Below are 16,219 nucleotides of genomic sequence, written 5' to 3'. Positions count from 1 at the left end.
GTGCGGTATCAGTCTTGTCCACCGCAACTCGTTGCATGGTGGTCGCCTTGAGTAGATCCCCGCGCACCCACCGTCAGGACGCACTGCACGAGGCAGCGGCGCACTGACATGAGATGGGCCGGCATCTGCCCATCGACAAATCTGCCCGAACCGCCTGCGCAGCGCGCCAGCTGTCGGGGATCGTCATGGTCCTGCGACTGTATGCGTGCAGATCGGCCCGCACTCAGGTGCGCAGGAAGATTTCCACGCGTCGGTTGAGTTGTCGCCCGCCGGGGTTGTCCTGCCCATCCAGCGTATTGGGTGCCACCGGTTGGGATTCGCCATAGCCTTTAGCGCCGGCCGACTGCGCGGCACCGCGGGTGCGTAATGCGGCCAGCACCGCCTCGGCGCGGCGCTCGGACAGCGCCTGGTTATAGGCGTCGCTGCCCTTGGCATCGGTATGCCCGCGAACCTCCATGTCCTTGGCGCTGACCTTGCCGAGTGCGGCCGCCAGCACGTCGAGCACGCGCGCGGCATCGGGGCGGATTTCGGCCTTGTCGAAGTCGAACAGGATGCGCTCGTTCAAGGTGATCAGATAGCCGCACGGTGCGCCGGGAAGTGCGAACTTCTGCAGCAGCGGAAAGCGCCCGGCCGGCGGCACCTTCGGCAGCGGCGGCATGCGCACTTCGCGCGGCGGGGTACCGACGGTGCCGGTGCCATTGCCGCGGTTTTGCACCAGCCCGTCCGGGCCGTTCCAGGTTCCCGAGCCGTCGGCGTTGATGGTGATCAGACCGCGCGGGCCGTTCCAGGTGCCGCTGCCATCGCCGTGGTTGTCGACCAAGCCGCTCTTGTCGCTGTTCCAGGTGCCTGCCCCCTTGCCATCCAGACTGATCAGGCCGGCCGAGCCGTTGTAGGTACCGGCACCGCTGGCCTGGACCTGGATGATCGCGTCGTCGCCACCGGCGCCGCTGGCGTTGATGGTGCCGCTGCCGTCGGCATTGACGCGGATCAGGCCGCCGTCGAAATTCGCAGTACCGCTGCCATCGGCCTTGAGGTCGAACAGCCCGCCGTCGCCGTTGCGCAGCAGATTGCCGTTGGCATCGACGCTGGTGATACCGGCGTCGTTGATCAGGCTGCCGCCATCGCCGCAGCGTGCCGGCGTCACGCTGACGCCTTCGATCGGGTCGAGAATGTCCTGCAGCGAGGCTTCCAGTGCGCGCTGCGCCGGGGTCACGCCGGCAATCTCCGGCACCACGATCGACGGGATGGCCGGGAAGTCGGGCACCGCTTCATCGGCGACCGGTGGCGATGCGGACGGAGGCGCTGCGGTCTGCGCTGCCGGCGGCGTGGCGCCCGCAGGGTCGGCGGCCTCGCGTTGACCTTCGCCGCGGCCGCAACCGGCCAGCAGCAAAGGCACCCAGATCACTGCCGACAGCGTCTTGCGCATTGCGTCTTCCCTGGTTTGAGCGTGTTCGAGAACCGCCTGATAGCACGGGCCAGGTAAACAACGCGCTAAACGCGGCCAACGCAACGACTGAGCGCCCGTCAGGCAGTGCGGTCGTTGCCCGGTATCGGCATGCTCGTGCACTCCACCTCCTGCGCGTCGTCCCCACCCACCGGATGACCGCGTGTTGCCCAGGTTTGCCGGCCTAGGCGTGAGCGATCACAACACCGGGACGCGTACCGGACATGGTGCGCATTGGCAGCGGACAAACTCCACACCCCGCGGTGCGTGACTAGCAGCCACGCCTTCCAGCGATGGTGCAGCGCACTCAGAACGTCGCAGGCGTCGCAGCCGGGCGCGCGGCCTGCGTCTGGTTTGTGTCTGCCGCTTCTGCTTGCAGCTGCTCGTGCAGGATGCGGCGGATTTCCAGAATCGCCTGCGGGGTTTCCTGCACGCTATGCCAGGAGGTCACCACCAGCTCCGACTCGGCACCGTCCAGATGCGCGCTGCGATACGGCACCAGGCCATCGTCGGAATCGGCCAGCGGCACCTGCGGTTTTTCGCGTCCGACAATGGTGTGGTAATGCACCTGCGGGGAGATCGGCAGGTCCATGCTGGCGCGTACGAACGGGTCGGTATCGCGCAGGTTGTCGATGCTGGTCGGCGGCAGCAGGCGCCGCTTGCGTCGCGGGTCGTCGCCCTGCGCGCGCCGCTCGCTGCTGGCTAGGTCCTGAAACACATCGCCGAAGCGATCCAGCAAGGCGATCGGCAAACGCACCAGGCGGCCGACGAAGCGCCCGAGCCCACCTTCGGCCAGGGGCGTGCCGCGGTGCGGCGCGGCGATGAAGATGGCGCGGTCGACCTGCGGCATTGGCGAAAAATGCAGCAACGGCGACAACTTCGCGCGCACGCGTGCGCCGCGCTCGCCGTCCAGCCGGTAGTTTTCCAGCAGGGAATTCCACAGGCGCTCGCCCGACGAAGACACCAGCAGGCGCCCGATCACCCCGCCCATGCTGTGGCCGATCAACACCATGTCGCGCGATGCGATCGCCGTGCCGGACGGATCGAAGTGCTGCAAGCTGCGTTCCACCAGCGCCTGGATTTCGGCGCGGTTGACCGCCACCGGCGCATTGGTGGGGTAGTACACCTGCCAGATCTGGTAGCGCTGGCGCAGCGCTTCATCGCCCATCACTTCGTTGGCGACATTGACCCAGGCTTCCGGGCTGCTGGCAAGGCCATGCAGCATCAGCAGCACGCGTCGGTCCGGGTCGTAGGGCTGCATCAGATACAGATGCGGGCGGTCGATGCCGCGCGCGCTGCCCAGCATCGAGCGCAGGGACTGCGCGGCAAACCCTGACCTGGCCAGCCACAGGCCATACGCGGCGGTGAAGTTGGCTGCCAGCGGCACGCGCTGGCCATGCAGTACCACTTCGTTCTGGCGATACGGATCGTAAGGCACCACGGTGACGGCACGACCGCGCAGCACCGCATCCAGCGTATCGCCCTCGAAGCGCAGCAGCAGCGTTGCCGGTGCATACGGCATCTCGCTGAAGGTGGGCAGCGGACGCTCAGGTGTCGCGACAGCGGCAGCAGATTGTTGCAAGGCCAGCCCGGCAGGGTCGCCGACCACCTGCGGGTCCACCTCGGCCACCAGTTCGGCGCCGAAGCCGTCGCGTCGATACGTGCTGCGCAGCCCATCGAAGCGCAATGCCGAGGCGGCGAAGATCGCGCGCGGCGTGTTGCCGCCGCCCGGCAACCGATATGCAGACATGTCGATACCCACCTGCCAGCGGCCTATGCTGGTGGGTTCGCGCTCGCTCTGGCCGGTCTGCTGCGCGCGTGCGAACAGGCGTTCGATCACCTGCTGCACGGCGTAGTTGTAGTAGTCGCGCACCTGCGTCTGGCGATTTTCAAACGCACGCGCACTGGGCGCCCGATCAGTGAAAAACAGATACGCGTACGCATGCCGCGCGGCCTCCAACCAGGCGTCGACTGCGGCATCGTTCATGGTTGTCGGGTCGCGCCCGCCCAGCGCAATCGCATGTGCGGTCCATAGCTCGGCCTGCGTTGCCAGCCGGCGCTCATCGCCGATGCCTGCGACGGTGGCGAGTTGCTGCAGGCAGGGCAGCGGGTCGCTGCGGCAGGCCTTGGGTTGCAGACCGGCCACCTGCACCGTCTCGCCGCTGGCCTGGCTCAACGCGCCGGTGCTGAGCACATCGCCACGCGTGCGCGCGATGAAGTCGCCGCTGCTGTGCGATTGCACCGTGACCATGGCGCAGCCGCTCAGCCACAGGCTCGCCAGTACGCCCGCCAGCACTGCAGCGGTACGACATCCACGCAGGCAAGCCTTCACCGCGGTGCGCTCGCGGTTGCCCCAGGCGCCGGTGCCTGCGGCATGCCGGCGCGGATGCGCTCGGAGAAATCGGCCGCCTTGTCGGCGGCGATCGCGCGTGCGGTGAAATGCCCACGCTGCTTCAGTGTCGCGAAGTCGTAGCCAGGCATCAGCCCATCGTGATCGTAGGCGTATTCGTCGGCGTAGCCGGACAGCAGCAGGCGATGATCCAGCGGCAACGTGGGCTGCAATTGCCGCGCCAACGCAAACACGATCGTGGTGCAGTTGCTGGTGAGCGTGTTGTAGAACGCCGGCGCGCGATTCAAGTCGTTGGCCAGGCCCACGTAGCCCATGAACATGCGGCGCAGCCCGGCCTTGGGAATCGCCAGCCGATACAGATACATGTCCTCGCCGCGCACATTGGTGCGCACGCGCAGGATGTCGCGCTCGTCGGCGGCGACCAGGGTCTCTTCGAAACTGCGGAAAAACCCGCCCAATGCCGAGAACGACTCGTCGCGCTCCTTGCGGATTTCCAGCGAGAACACCACGTGCGAACCGTCGTCGAAACCGAACGACACCAGGGTGTGCGCGATCGCCGGGCCCATCCAGTACGACAGCGCCAGATCGGCACTGACCAGACGGTCCAGATCGTACTGGCGGGTTTCCCAGCGCGGCTGGTAGTCGGTTTCGCTATGCCAGTCGAAATTGCGCACGTTGTGCAGCGTGACGATGTTGCCGTGCACCTCCGGCTGCAGGCGCTGGGCGACATCGTCGGCCCAGTCGCGGTCCTGGCTGGGCTGCATCATCCACCACGACACCGCCAGCACCGCAAATGCCGCACTGAAGATGCCCACCAAGGCCCAGTTCTCGCGGCCACGGCGCAGGCCCCACAACGCCGCGATTGCCATCGCGCACCACGAGCCCACCCACGCCACGCGCACGAACGCATTGCCGGTCAGTGCGAAATAGATCGCCAGCCCGCCCCAGAGCGCGGCCAGCACCAGGGCCACCCGCAGCGCCCAGCGCCCGATGCGCGAACGCGTGGCCGGTTTCATCGGGTGCCGCCTTCCGGCACCTGCATGCCCAATGCATGCATCAACAGATCGGCCGAACGATGGGCGAGGCGTTTGCGTTCGGATTCGTCATTGCCGCGCAGGCAGCTGCCCAGCATGTCGATCACCAGCAGCAGCTGTTCGTCGTCGACATCGGCGCGGCACAGGCCGGCATCGCGGGCGCGATGCACGAATGGCAGGAAGATGCTCACCACGCGCCGGTCGGCGGTTTCCACCGCCGGGTGCGCGCGTTCGATGGAACGCCAGAAATCCACCAGCGGCGCGGACTGGGCGATGTGCTCGGCCACGTCGTGCAGCAGCACGGCCAGTCCGTCCGGGCGCTCGGCCAGATCGGCGGCCAGCCGCTCCAGGCCGTCCAGGCCGCGGGTCATCAGCGCGGTCATCAGCGCGAGCCGGTCGGGGAAATTGCGGTACAGCGTGGCGCGGCCAAGGCCGGCACGCTCGACCACCAGCTCCAGCGGGGCATTGACGCCGTGTTCGCTGAACACTTCGTCGGCGGCATCGAGTATCTGCCGGCGGCGCAGCGCGGCATCAGGGCGGGAAGTCGTCATCACGGCATTATCGGACAGATTTGTCCGGTTACGCCAGAGTCCGCTTGACGATTCCGCGCCCTCTCCGACCAACGGTCGGATCAGCCGGTGTTCTGCACGCCTTGCGAGACGCCGTTGACGCAGGCGACCAGCGCGCGCAACAGCTCGTCGTCTTCGCCATCGGTGGCACGCCAGCGTTGCAGCAGGTCCACCTGCAGCACGCTGATCGGGTCGATGTAGGGGTTGCGCAGGCGGATCGACAAGGCCAGCCGCGGGTCGTGCTGCAGCAGCGACTGCTGGCCGGTCAACGCCTTCACCCAGCCCTTGGTCAGCGCCAGCTCGGCGCCGATGCCCGGGAAGAACCGCTGGTGCAGGTCGCCCGACAGCCGCGAGAACAGCTCGGCAATGGTGAGGTCGCCCTTGGACAGCACCATCGCCACGTCGTCGAGAAAGGTGCGGAAGAACGGCCAGTCCTGCGCCATCTCGCGCAAGGTGTCTTCGTGCCCGGCATCCACTGCCGCCTGCAGGCCGCTGCCCACGCCGTACCAGCCCGGGATCACCGCACGCGCCTGGCTCCAGGCAAACACCCACGGAATCGCGCGCAGGTTGGACAAGGCCGCGTCCTGGCCGAGCCGGCGCGACGGGCGCGAGCCCAGCGTCATGCGTTCGATCACGTCGATCGGCGTGGCGCGGCGGAAGTACTGCATGAAATCCGGCGCGCCGACAAAGGCGCGATACGCCACGGTGCTGCGTTCGGCGACCAGGTCCATCACCGGCCGCCAGCGATCCTCGCGCGGCTCGGGCGCACGCGGACGCAGGCTGGACAGCAGCACCGCGCCGGTCATCTGTTCCAGCGAGCGCAGCGCCAGTGCACGGATGCCGTACTTGCGATGGATCACCTCGCCCTGCTCGGTCACGCGCAGCCGGCCATCGACACTGCCGCGCGGTGCGGCATCCAGCGCGCGGCTGGTCTTGCCGCCGCCACGTGCGATCGAGCCGCCGCGGCCGTGGAAGAAGGTCAGCCGCACGCCCAGCTCGGCGGCGGCTTCGAGCAGTTCCACCTGCGCGCGCTGCAACCCCCAGCGCGAGGCGGTGATGCCGCCGTCCTTGCCGCTGTCCGAATACCCCAGCATCACCATCTGCGTATCGCCGCGCGCAGCCAGGTGCTGGCGGTAGACCGGATCGGCCAGCAGATCCTGCACGGTGCCGGTGCCGCCGCGCAGATCGTCCACGGTTTCGAACAGCGGCACGATATCCAGCGGCACCGCGCCGGCGTCGTCGACCAGGCCGCCGCGCCGCGCCAGCGCCAGCACGGTGAGCACGTCGGCGCGGTTGTGCGCCATCGAGATGATGTAGCTACCCAGCGCATCGGCGCCGTGGCGGCTGCGCGCATCGGCAAGCGCGGCAAACACCGCATCTAGCCGCGCGTTGCCTTCGTCGGCTACGCGCGGCAGCACCTGCTCGCCGGAGGCATAGGGGCCGAGCAAGGCAGCGCGCTGCTTGGCGTCCTGGTTGTCCCAATCGGCCTGGCCCAATGCATCGGCCACCGCACGCGCATGCACGCTCGATTCCTGGCGCACATCCAGACGTGCCAGATGAAAGCCGAAGGTACGCACACGCCACAACAGGCGGCGCACCGCGAACCAACCGGCGTGCAGGCCCTTGTTGGCCTGCAGGCTGTCCAGGATCAATTGCAGGTCGTGTTCCAGCTCGGACGGGCTGGTGTAGGCACCCTCGGCATCGTCCAGCGTGGCCTGCAGGCGCGCGCGCATCAGATCGTTGAGCAGCCGGTACGGCATGTCGCCGTGGCGCGGACGTGAGCGTGCGGCGTCCTCCGGCAACAGCGCGCGGTAGCGCTGCAGTTGCTCGCTCAATGCCGGGCTCACCGCCACCAGCGTGGTCGACTGGCTGAGCAGGCTGGCCAGTTGCCAGAGTTCCTTCTGATAACGGTCCAGCACCGCACGCCGTTGCGCATCCAGCGTGCCGGCGATGGTGACGGCATCCACGTTGGGGTTGCCGTCCATGTCGCCGCCGACCCAGGTGCCAAAGCGCAGCAGCCGCGGCAGGGTCGGTACGCTGCCGTAGGTTTCTTCGATGGCGTGTTCGAGAGTTTCGTACATCACCGGGACCACGCGATACAGCACCTGGGTGAGATAGAAGCCCACATGCTCGCGCTCGTCTTCCACGGTGGGGCGCACCGGCGAGGAGTCGGCGGTCTGCCAGGACGCGGTCAAGGCCATGCGGAAGCGCGCCGCGTCGGTGGCGCGCTCGTTGGGCGTGCGCATGCCATCCAGGTTGTCGACCAGGCTGGCGACCATCAGCTGCTCTTTTTCCAGCAGCGCGCGGCGCACCGCTTCGGTGGGATGCGCGGTGAACACCGGCTCCACGTCGATTCGCGGCAACCACTCGCTGAGTTCGTCCAGCGTCACGCCCTGCGCCTTGAGCCGGCGCAAGGCATCGTGCAACCCGTCCGGCTGCGGCGTGTCGGTGCCGCTGCGCTGGTATTCGCGGCGGCGGCGGATGCGGTGCACGCGCTCGGCGATGTTGACCACCTGGAAATAGGTGCTGAAGGCGCGCACCAGCGACTCGGCCTCACGCGGCTCGCGCCCGGCCAGCTGCTCGCTCAGCGTCGACGGCGGGGCATCGCTCTCGCGGCGCGCAATCGCCGTGGTGCGGACGCGTTCGATCTCATCGAGGAATTCCGCAGAGACCTGCTCGGCGAGCAGGTCACCGACCAGTGCACCGAGCCGACGCACATCGTCGCGCAAGGCAAGATCGGGGGTAGCGAACACAAGACTGCTGCGGTACTCGTTCATCGGAAACGCACACCCTCTCAAGCGCAAAGTCGTCGAAGACTAACCCAAAAGGATTAGATGATCGCGACCGGCACGACGGTTTCAACACCAACCATCGTGTGCTGGCGCACGTGGCGATGAATCTCGTAGGAGCGCGCTGGCGCGCGATGGGGCTTTCCCGGTCATGCCCCATCGCGGGCAGGTCCGCTGCTACGCGAGGTGGCTGTTCTGGTCATGCTGCGTCGCGCCCGGGTGCGCTCCTACCGGTGATCGCGGCAATCGTGTGGACGGCGCAGCGAATCTTCCCGGGACGCGAGGCGGACGCATTCGCCGTAGGAGCGCACCCGGGCGCGACGAGGCGTTATCGATAAAGCCCCATCGCGCGCAAGCGCGCTCCTACCGGTGCCAGCGCACCATCGATCAACGCGTGCGCGTAGCGCCGGTCTCCTTCAGCGGCTCGCCGAGATTGGTCTTCAACCACTGCTCGCTCTCGGCCAGCATCTGCAGGATCGACTGCCGCGCGCGGTACGCATGCGATTCGTTGGGCAGCAGCACCAGCCGCGCGTTACCGCCCAGGCCCTTGATCGCGGCGAACATGCGCTCGCTCTGGATCGGGAAGGTGCCGGTGTTGTTGTCGTCCTGGCCATGGATCAACAGCAGCGGATCCTTGATCTTGTCGGCGTAGTTGAACGGCGACATCGCCTGATACACCGATTGCGCCTGCCAGTAGTTGCGCTCCTCGGCCTGGAATCCGAACGGGGTGAGCGTGCGGTTGTAGGCCCCGCTGCGCGCGATGCCGGCCTTGAACAGCCGCGTGTGCGCGAGCAGGTTGGCGGTCATGAAGGCGCCGTAGGAATGCCCGCCGATGGCGATGTGCTCGCGGTCGGTGATCCCGCGCCGCACCACTTCGTCCACCGCGGCCTGCGCATCGGCGACCAGCTGCGGCACATAGGTGTCGTTGGGTTCGGCATCGCCTTCGCCGACGATCGGCATGGTCGGGTTGTTGAGCACCACATAGCCGATCGCCAGAAACGCCTGCGGCCCCCAGTAGCTGATCGCATTGAAGCGATAAGGCGAGTCGGTGACCTGGCTGGCGGTGTCGGCACTCTTGAACTCGCCCGGATAGGCCCACATCAGCAGCGGCCGCGGTCCGTCGCGCTTGGAGTCATAGCCCGGCGGCAGCAGCAGCGTGGCGGTGAGGTCCACACCATCGGCGCGCTTGTAGCGGATCTGCTCCTTCTGCACGCCACGCAACTGCGGCAGCGGATGGGCGAAATGCGTCAACGCACGCGGCGCAGGCGCTGCATCACCCAGCGCCTGCACGACATAGTTGGCCGGCTCCTCGGGCGACTCGCGGCTGAGCAGCAACTGCGTGCCCTGCGCATCCAGCAATGCCAGCGGTGCGGAATAGCTCGGCGCCTGCGAATGGAACAGGCGCGTGGCACGCTTGCTCTGCAGATCGAAGCGATCCACGAACGGACGGTCGCCTTCCGGCGAGGCGCCCTTGCCGAGCAGGAACAGGCTGTTGCCATCGGCGCCGGTCTGCAGCAGGGTGCGGCCCTTGCCGTCGGCCACGGTCGCCGGCGTGCCGGGATCGTTGTAACGGTCCTGCGAGGAGCGGTCCCAGAGCAATTCGGGCGCGCGCTGCGGCTGGTCCGGTGCAATGCGCCACTGCTTGGTGCGGCGGGTCTTCCACCAGCTTTCGCTGAGGATGGCCAGATCGCCGCGGCCCCACTGGATGCCTTCGAAGCGGCTGCCCAGTTGCGCCAGCGTGACCGGCGCACGCGTAAATGGCGCAGCCTGCATCAGCACCGCATCACGGATCTTGCTCTCGCGTGCCGGGTCGCCGCCGTCCTGCGCCTCGGCCCAGACCAGCGTGGCCGGCGCATCAACGCGCCAGGCGATGTCGCGCACGCCCGCGGGCACGGCATCGTTGCCGGTCGGCAGGCCTTCCACCAATGGCAGCCTGGCGATCTGGCGTACCAGCTTGCCCTGCAGGTCCAGCACTTCGATACGGCGCGCGAAGTTGTCCACCGGCACCAGATACGAGAACGGCCGCTCGCTGCGTTCGCTCAGGATGTAACGGCCATCCGGCGACACCGACAGATTGAGATAGATGCCGGGCGTGGCGATCGGGCGCACCTGCCCGCTCACGCTGACGATGATGGGCTGGCCGGTGGCGTAATACTCGAACACGCGCGCATCGGCCTCGTTACGCAGCAGGTCCTGATAGGTCGGCAGCGAGCGCACGCCGGCAGCGGCGCTGGTCTGCTGGATCGCCGGGCCGTCGGGCACCGCATCGCGGGTGGGCGGCGCGCCCTGCCCGGCCACTTGCTGCAGCAGCAGACCGCTACCATCGGGCAACCAGCGCAGATCGTCGTTGACGCTGGTGTTCAAACCGGCCACCAGACGCCGCGCCTGCCCGGCCGCCACGTCCACCAGCCACAGCTCGTTGGCACCGCTGGCCGCGTCCTCGCGGCGGAACGCCAGGTAGCGCTGATCCGGCGACCAGCTCAACGTGGCCAGCGACAGTGGTGACGGCAGCCCGGCGATCTGCCGCTCGCTGCCGTCGGCCACCGACAGCAGCCACAGCTTGTCGGCAAAGGAGAACCGGCTGCTGGCGAAGGTTTTGGGATGGATGCGCAGGCCGGCCAGCTTGAGTTCGGGCTGGGCCACCTCGGCGATGTCAGGCAACGCCGGCAACTGCACCATCGCGCCCAGGTCGCGTTTGGGCGACAGGTGCAGCAGCGGCGCGCGCGGGGCATCCACCACTGCCTGCAGCGCCTTGGAGGGCAGTTGGTAGCCAGTGCTTGCCGCAGCGGCAGGCGGGCCAGCCGGCGCGACGGCTGCGGCCGCAGCCAGTGGTGCGCTCAGCGCCAGTACGCCTGCCAGGGCCCATCGCTGTTGCCGCCTGCCGTGCCGTGCATCGGGTGTCGCCTGCATTGTCCATCCCCAGTGTCGATCGACTCCGGACCATAGCAGCCACACGCTCCCCCGCTCCCCTGCCGTTGGTTGGGGCGCGTGCCACTTCAAGCCGGCCAATTCATGCCGGAGGGGGTTGCTGCCGATATAATCAACGCTCTCGTCGAGGGGCGCTGCGACCGGTATGGCGGACTGATCCGCCAACTGCATGAAAAGTGCAGGAAATACGGCCAGGCTCGACAAGCATTCATCGTTCAACGGCGCCCCGCATTGCAGACATTGGTCTGCTTACCGGAGCTATTGCATGAACGCTGTCACGAAAATCGCCCCACATGACGATTACAAGATCGCCGACCTCTCCCTGGCCGATTGGGGCCGCAAGGAGCTGGACATCGCCGAGCACGAGATGCCGGGCCTGATGTCGATCCGCCGCAAGCATGCGCAGACCAAGCCGCTGAAGGATGTACGCATCACCGGCTCGCTGCACATGACCATCCAGACCGCGGTGCTGATCGAAACGCTCAAGGACATCGGCGCCAACGTACGCTGGGCCTCGTGCAACATCTTCTCCACCCAGGACCACGCGGCCGCCGCGATCGCCGCCTCCGGCACGCCGGTGTTCGCCTGGAAGGGCGAGACGCTGGAAGAGTATTGGGATTGCACCCTGGACGCGCTGACCTTCACCCTGCCCGACGGCACCCAGACCGGCCCGGAGCTGGTGGTGGACGACGGCGGCGACGTCACCCTGCTGATCCACAAGGGCTATGAGCTCGAAAATGGCAGCACCTGGGTCGACGAGCCGGCCTCCTCGCACGAGGAAGGCGTGATCAAGGCGCTGCTCAAGCGCGTGGCCGTCGAGCGTCCGGGTTACTGGACCCGCGTGGTCAAGGACTGGAAGGGCGTCTCCGAAGAGACCACCACCGGCGTGCACCGCCTGTACCAGATCGCCGAAGCCGGCAAGCTGCTGATCCCGGCCATCAACGTCAACGACTCGGTCACCAAGAGCAAGTTCGACAACCTGTACGGCTGCCGCGAGTCGCTGGCCGATGGCCTCAAGCGCGCGATGGACGTGATGCTGGCCGGTAAGGTCGCGGTGGTCTGCGGCTACGGCGACGTCGGCAAGGGCAGCGCTGCCTCGCTGCGTGCCTACGGTGCCCGCGTGATCGTCACCGAGATCGACCCGATCTGCGCCCTGCAGGCGTCGATGGAAGGCTTCGAGGTCAACACCATCGAATCCACCTTGGGCCGCGGCGACATCTACGTCACCACCACCGGCAACAAGGACATCATCACCGTCGAGCACCTGCAGGCGATGAAGGATCAGGCCATCGTCTGCAACATCGGCCACTTCGACAACGAGATCCAGGTCGATGCGCTGAACGCACTCAAGGGCGTGGAAAAGATCAACATCAAGCCGCAGGTCGACAAGTACGTGTTCGGCAACGGCAATGCGATCTTCCTGCTGGCCGACGGCCGCCTGGTCAACCTGGGCTGCGCCACCGGCCACCCGAGCTTCGTGATGTCCAACTCGTTCGCCAACCAGACCCTGGCGCAGATCGACCTGTGGGAAAAGCGCGACAGCTACGAGAAGAAGGTCTACATCCTGCCCAAGCACCTGGACGAAGAAGTCGCGCGTCTGCACCTGGAGAAGATCGGCGTCAAGCTGACCACCCTGACCAAGGACCAGGCCGACTACCTCGGCGTGGACGTGGCCGGCCCGTACAAGCCGGATCATTACCGCTACTGATCAACCGGGCGGCCGATTGCCCGGATGTCACCGCTTGAACAGAACGGGCGCCGCAAGGCGCCCGTTTTTTTTGCAGGATGCTGGATGGCGCCACGTGCAAGCGGACCCACATAGCGACCAATCTGCGTTCGTGCCATGCGGCATCGACATGCATCGCATGGATGCAACGCCTCGAGCAAGACACCATGGAATCCAGCACGCCAGACAGCGTTGCCGTCGGCATGGCAGCTGTTGCCGTGTACGATACTCGCGCAAGGCTTGCGGCTTACCTGCGTGGCAACAAGACTGGTCAACCACTACGTAACACCCATCGTCAAAAGGAACCAACATGGGCGGCTTCAGCATCTGGCACTGGATCATCGTTCTTTTCTTCTTCTGCAGCATCGCTGCCGTGATCAGCCTGATCGTCTGGGTCGCAAAGCGCGCGTCGCCCAAATCGACTGTGGCAACGACAGGGTCAGCAGCGCCAAAGAGCGCTCAAGCCAGACTGCTGGAGCTGGACACGCTGAGGTCGCAGCAGTTGATCACGGACGCGGAATACCAACAGCGCCGCAGCCATATCCTCAGCGAGATCTGAGCAGCGGCTGCAACGCATGAACCATGTTTCCGCTGTCCTGGATCAACATGTCCATGTGATCTGCGACAGTGCCATGCGCCAGCGATTGCTGACGCGTGGCACTTCGATGCAAGACCGCATCAGTCTGAGCTTCAAGAGCCCTGAAGAACTTTCCGAAATCCTCAGCCTGCTGCAGTCACTGCAGATTCCCTTTGCCGACGCACCTGCGGGTTGGCCGCCGGCGGCCGTCTTTGCGCAGCTCAGGGATCAGGGACTGGTACAAGGCGCGATCACTACCGTCGTATGGGTCGCCCCGGACATGCCCGTGCTCGGCGTCGGCTAGCACGCATCAGCGCCAGGGTTGCCGGCAGCTCGCCAGGTGCAATCCACGCAAGGCTGCGCTTGAGAATGTCGGCTGCTGCACATACGCCTGCGGCTAATAACTTTCCAAATTCCGCTGACCACTATGGCGCTGCAACGCTTGCGCCCAGTCATGGCGTGCGTTGGTGATTCCTTACCGCATTCGCACTTTCAAGAGAATTTGTCATGAACAAACGCATGCTCACGTTGGCGCTCTCGGCGCTGGCATTGACGGCCGCACCCGATGTCTTTGCGCAGTCCGCATCCGGTGACGGTGCGGGTTGGTTCGTCAACGGCGGCGTCGGCCGCACCTCGCTCAAGAGCGGGCCCTACGATGGCAGCGCTACCGGCTACAACATTGCCGCCGGGTATCGCTGGAACGTGCTGTTTCCGTGGTTATCGATTGGCCTGGAAGCTGGCTACAACGATCTTGGCAATATCCAGGCGAAAAACCTGTTCAACGGTGATGCCGTCGTGGAAGACGAAAGCCAGCTGCATGGCTGGACCGTTGGCCTGAATCAACGCTTCGCACTGGGCGACAGGTGGTACGCCAGCATGCGCGGCGGGCTGTATGGCTGGAAGGGCCAGGGCCTGCGCAATGACACTGTGTCCGACCGCTCCGACCTGGACAAGCTGTCGTGGTATGCAGGCGCCGGCGTGGGCTACAACCTGGGCGAGCACTTCAGCATCGGCGCCAACTACGACCATTACAACGCCAAGAAATTCGATGTCGATCTGAGCACCGACATGGCATCGGTGAATGCCGAGTACCGGTTCTGACAGCCATCAGCATGTCGAGCTGCGGCGAGTCCGAAACAGCAGACGCAGCTCGACTCTGCAGCCATACGAGCAACCACGTGTCACGCTCGACGAAAGGATGCGCCGATGGCGGCGAAGCGGCACCGCGCCGCCGCCACGCCGGAGTTCAAGAGCAGCGCTGCTTTCCCTAGCACGGGAAAATCCCACGATACGAAGCGAGCCATCTACCTGCTACGGCCGCCAGTTCGCATTGCGTTCCCAGAACGCCACGCTGCGCCGGTAGGCATCGCGGTCCAGTGCCACACCGGAGCCGCCCTCTTCCACGCCCAGTGCATTGCGCAGCATGGTGATGGGCGCCATCGGAATTTCTTCCGGCTCGGTGGTGTAGAGGCAACCGACCACGCCCCAGTCGGCGTCGATCGGCGCGCCCTCCTTGGCCAGCTGATCGCGGCTATACAGGATCGGCAGCAGATACGTCGCCACCGGTGGCTCCACACCTTCGAACCAGCGCACCAGCACCGGCAATTCCTGCGTGCTGCGTGCCTCGTAGCCGGAGCGCAGCTGGTGGCGGTTGTCGTCGGTGATCGGCGCAGTGAGGCAGCGCGTCGAGGTCCAGTTGCGGTGCACATGCAGCTGACAAAACGGCGCATAGCCTTCGATCACACGCACCGGCGCCTCTTCATTGAGCCGCTGGATGAACTGCTCGGGCGTGCAATCCTGGATGGCGTTGCGACGACCATCGCGGGGAAACAGACGGGTGCGGGCAAACGGTGTGAGAACGATGGACATGACGGTGGTGGGTGGCAAAGAACGCCAGGGTAGCCTGCAGCCCTGCCATGCGGCCACTTACCAGATCAGATCGTCCGGCACCTTGAACTGGCTGTAATAATCGTCGTCGCTGTCCGGCGCCGATGGCGTGCTGCTACGGCCATGATCCAGCACCACAGCGTCCGCATCGCGGCTGTAGACCTTGTCGGCGGCGGCGCGCGGAATCAGCTCGAAGCCATCGCCATGCCGCACGATCACCAGCGCCCCGCTGGCCAGCTGGCTGCGCAGCGTGGGATTGACCAGCACGCTGCGGATGACGCTGCCGTCGTTGAAGCGGTAGTCGATCTCGCCATCGCGCTTGACCTTGTTGGTCTCCACGATCTGCCGGACCTGGGCCAGCACTTCCTGCCGCCGCAGCTGCAGCTTGCGTTCTTCGGCCAGCGCGCGATCGCGCTCGGCGCGCTCGGCCTGTAGCCGCGCCGCGTCCACCTTGTCGACCTCGGCCGGTGCCACGGCCGCGCCCTTGGCATGACGCTGCTTGTTCTGCTCGCGCGCGACCTTGTCCACCTGGGCCTTCTTGACCAGGCCGGCCTTGAGCAGTTGTTCTTGCAGCGGATTGCGCATGGGAGGGGAGCCGGTGAATGTGCGCCCAGTTTACCGCGCCCCGCGCCACCCAGCCTGACTGCCCAAGCCCGCCCCGGCTGCAGCACCGCGCAGTGCCGCGGTACCGCGATTCACCGGCACCGCGCAAAGCGCGACCTGCATCGGGGTTTTTGCAGGTACTCGCATTGAATACGTATGCACAACAGCGATGTTGCGCCGCGATGCACGCTTAGCATCACCGCGCGCTGCACGCCGTGCGCGCGCTTTCCGGAACAGGGGCCGGAGGCCTTGATGCGGGTATCGCGCAACATGCGTGTGCTCGCGCTTACCGACTGGAGATCCATCCGATGC

At 66.3% G+C, this 16,219-nt stretch carries 12 protein-coding genes and 1 riboswitch; of the genes, 4 read left to right on the top strand and 8 right to left on the bottom strand.

The window, feature by feature from the left end; genetic code table 11:
• Nucleotides 1-223: 223 nt before the first annotated feature.
• The 6 genes from KHN93_RS04400 to KHN93_RS04375 form a co-directional block, all read right to left on the bottom strand.
• Nucleotides 224-1,426, bottom strand: a complete 1,203-nt coding sequence (locus tag KHN93_RS04400) for an OmpA family protein (protein WP_212579186.1) — start codon at nucleotides 1,424-1,426, stop codon at nucleotides 224-226.
• A 325-nt stretch (nucleotides 1,427-1,751) separates the two neighbouring features.
• Nucleotides 1,752-3,695, bottom strand: coding sequence for an esterase/lipase family protein (locus tag KHN93_RS04395; protein ID WP_244812242.1), 1,944 nt, complete (start codon nucleotides 3,693-3,695; stop codon nucleotides 1,752-1,754).
• A 77-nt stretch (nucleotides 3,696-3,772) separates the two neighbouring features.
• The gene (locus KHN93_RS04390; protein ID WP_212579184.1) at nucleotides 3,773-4,810 is read right to left on the bottom strand and encodes an Lnb N-terminal periplasmic domain-containing protein; all 1,038 of its coding nucleotides are present in this window, start codon (nucleotides 4,808-4,810) and stop codon (nucleotides 3,773-3,775) included.
• Nucleotides 4,807-5,379, bottom strand: coding sequence for a TetR/AcrR family transcriptional regulator (locus tag KHN93_RS04385; RefSeq protein ID WP_016902213.1), 573 nt, complete (start codon nucleotides 5,377-5,379; stop codon nucleotides 4,807-4,809). The genes KHN93_RS04390 and KHN93_RS04385 overlap by 4 nt, the downstream gene beginning before the upstream one ends.
• A gap of 80 nt (nucleotides 5,380-5,459) precedes the next feature.
• On the bottom strand, nucleotides 5,460-8,174 hold the full coding sequence (gene ppc, locus KHN93_RS04380; protein WP_104570385.1) for a phosphoenolpyruvate carboxylase: 2,715 nt from the start codon (nucleotides 8,172-8,174) through the stop codon (nucleotides 5,460-5,462).
• 399 nt (nucleotides 8,175-8,573) lie between these two features.
• Entirely contained in the window at nucleotides 8,574-11,045 is a 2,472-nt protein-coding gene (locus KHN93_RS04375; protein WP_212579601.1) for a S9 family peptidase, read from the bottom strand.
• A 189-nt stretch (nucleotides 11,046-11,234) separates the two neighbouring features.
• Nucleotides 11,235-11,348, top strand: a riboswitch (S-adenosyl-L-homocysteine riboswitch).
• 31 nt (nucleotides 11,349-11,379) lie between these two features.
• On the opposite strand from KHN93_RS04375, the gene ahcY reads away from it, so the two are divergent.
• From ahcY to KHN93_RS04355, 4 genes are all read left to right on the top strand, one after another.
• A complete protein-coding gene (ahcY, locus tag KHN93_RS04370) occupies nucleotides 11,380-12,822 on the top strand; it encodes an adenosylhomocysteinase (protein ID WP_065048092.1) in 1,443 nt (480 codons plus the stop codon).
• A gap of 328 nt (nucleotides 12,823-13,150) precedes the next feature.
• On the top strand, nucleotides 13,151-13,399 hold the full coding sequence (locus tag KHN93_RS04365) for an SHOCT domain-containing protein (protein WP_104596333.1): 249 nt from the start codon (nucleotides 13,151-13,153) through the stop codon (nucleotides 13,397-13,399).
• 16 nt (nucleotides 13,400-13,415) lie between these two features.
• The gene (locus tag KHN93_RS04360; RefSeq protein ID WP_104570388.1) at nucleotides 13,416-13,721 is read left to right on the top strand and encodes a hypothetical protein; all 306 of its coding nucleotides are present in this window, start codon (nucleotides 13,416-13,418) and stop codon (nucleotides 13,719-13,721) included.
• A 203-nt stretch (nucleotides 13,722-13,924) separates the two neighbouring features.
• Entirely contained in the window at nucleotides 13,925-14,518 is a 594-nt protein-coding gene (locus KHN93_RS04355; protein ID WP_039530662.1) for a porin family protein, read from the top strand.
• 210 nt (nucleotides 14,519-14,728) lie between these two features.
• Here KHN93_RS04355 and KHN93_RS04350 read toward each other — a convergent pair whose 3' ends face one another.
• Both KHN93_RS04350 and KHN93_RS04345 read right to left on the bottom strand, forming a co-directional pair.
• Complete coding sequence (locus KHN93_RS04350) at nucleotides 14,729-15,286, bottom strand: DUF3228 family protein (protein ID WP_047128141.1); 558 nt, start codon at nucleotides 15,284-15,286, stop codon at nucleotides 14,729-14,731.
• 57 nt (nucleotides 15,287-15,343) lie between these two features.
• Nucleotides 15,344-15,889: a DUF2058 domain-containing protein gene (locus KHN93_RS04345; protein WP_104555930.1), complete on the bottom strand. Its 546-nt coding sequence runs from the start codon at nucleotides 15,887-15,889 to the stop codon at nucleotides 15,344-15,346.
• Nucleotides 15,890-16,219 lie beyond the last annotated feature (330 nt).

Origin of the sequence: Xanthomonas arboricola pv. juglandis (genome assembly GCF_905367715.1) — a bacterium.
Lineage (GTDB): Bacteria > Pseudomonadota > Gammaproteobacteria > Xanthomonadales > Xanthomonadaceae > Xanthomonas > Xanthomonas arboricola.
The sequence above is the reverse complement of the archived record's forward strand: the minus strand, read 5'-3'. Positions and strand labels throughout refer to the sequence as shown.

What these genes read in the sequence shown, in the direction of transcription:
- KHN93_RS04400 (WP_212579186.1), bottom strand. Translation starts at nt 1,426, where the DNA reads ATGCGCAAGACGCTGTCGGCAGTGATCTGGGTGCCTTTGCTGCTGGCC.
- KHN93_RS04395 (WP_244812242.1), bottom strand. Translation starts at nt 3,695, where the DNA reads ATGGTCACGGTGCAATCGCACAGCAGCGGCGACTTCATCGCGCGCACG.
- KHN93_RS04390 (WP_212579184.1), bottom strand. Translation starts at nt 4,810, where the DNA reads ATGAAACCGGCCACGCGTTCGCGCATCGGGCGCTGGGCGCTGCGGGTG.
- KHN93_RS04385 (WP_016902213.1), bottom strand. Translation starts at nt 5,379, where the DNA reads ATGACGACTTCCCGCCCTGATGCCGCGCTGCGCCGCCGGCAGATACTC.
- ppc (WP_104570385.1), bottom strand. Translation starts at nt 8,174, where the DNA reads ATGAACGAGTACCGCAGCAGTCTTGTGTTCGCTACCCCCGATCTTGCC.
- ahcY (WP_065048092.1), top strand. Translation starts at nt 11,380, where the DNA reads ATGAACGCTGTCACGAAAATCGCCCCACATGACGATTACAAGATCGCC.
- KHN93_RS04365 (WP_104596333.1), top strand. Translation starts at nt 13,151, where the DNA reads ATGGGCGGCTTCAGCATCTGGCACTGGATCATCGTTCTTTTCTTCTTC.
- KHN93_RS04360 (WP_104570388.1), top strand. Translation starts at nt 13,416, where the DNA reads ATGAACCATGTTTCCGCTGTCCTGGATCAACATGTCCATGTGATCTGC.
- KHN93_RS04355 (WP_039530662.1), top strand. Translation starts at nt 13,925, where the DNA reads ATGAACAAACGCATGCTCACGTTGGCGCTCTCGGCGCTGGCATTGACG.
- KHN93_RS04350 (WP_047128141.1), bottom strand. Translation starts at nt 15,286, where the DNA reads ATGTCCATCGTTCTCACACCGTTTGCCCGCACCCGTCTGTTTCCCCGC.
- KHN93_RS04345 (WP_104555930.1), bottom strand. Translation starts at nt 15,889, where the DNA reads ATGCGCAATCCGCTGCAAGAACAACTGCTCAAGGCCGGCCTGGTCAAG.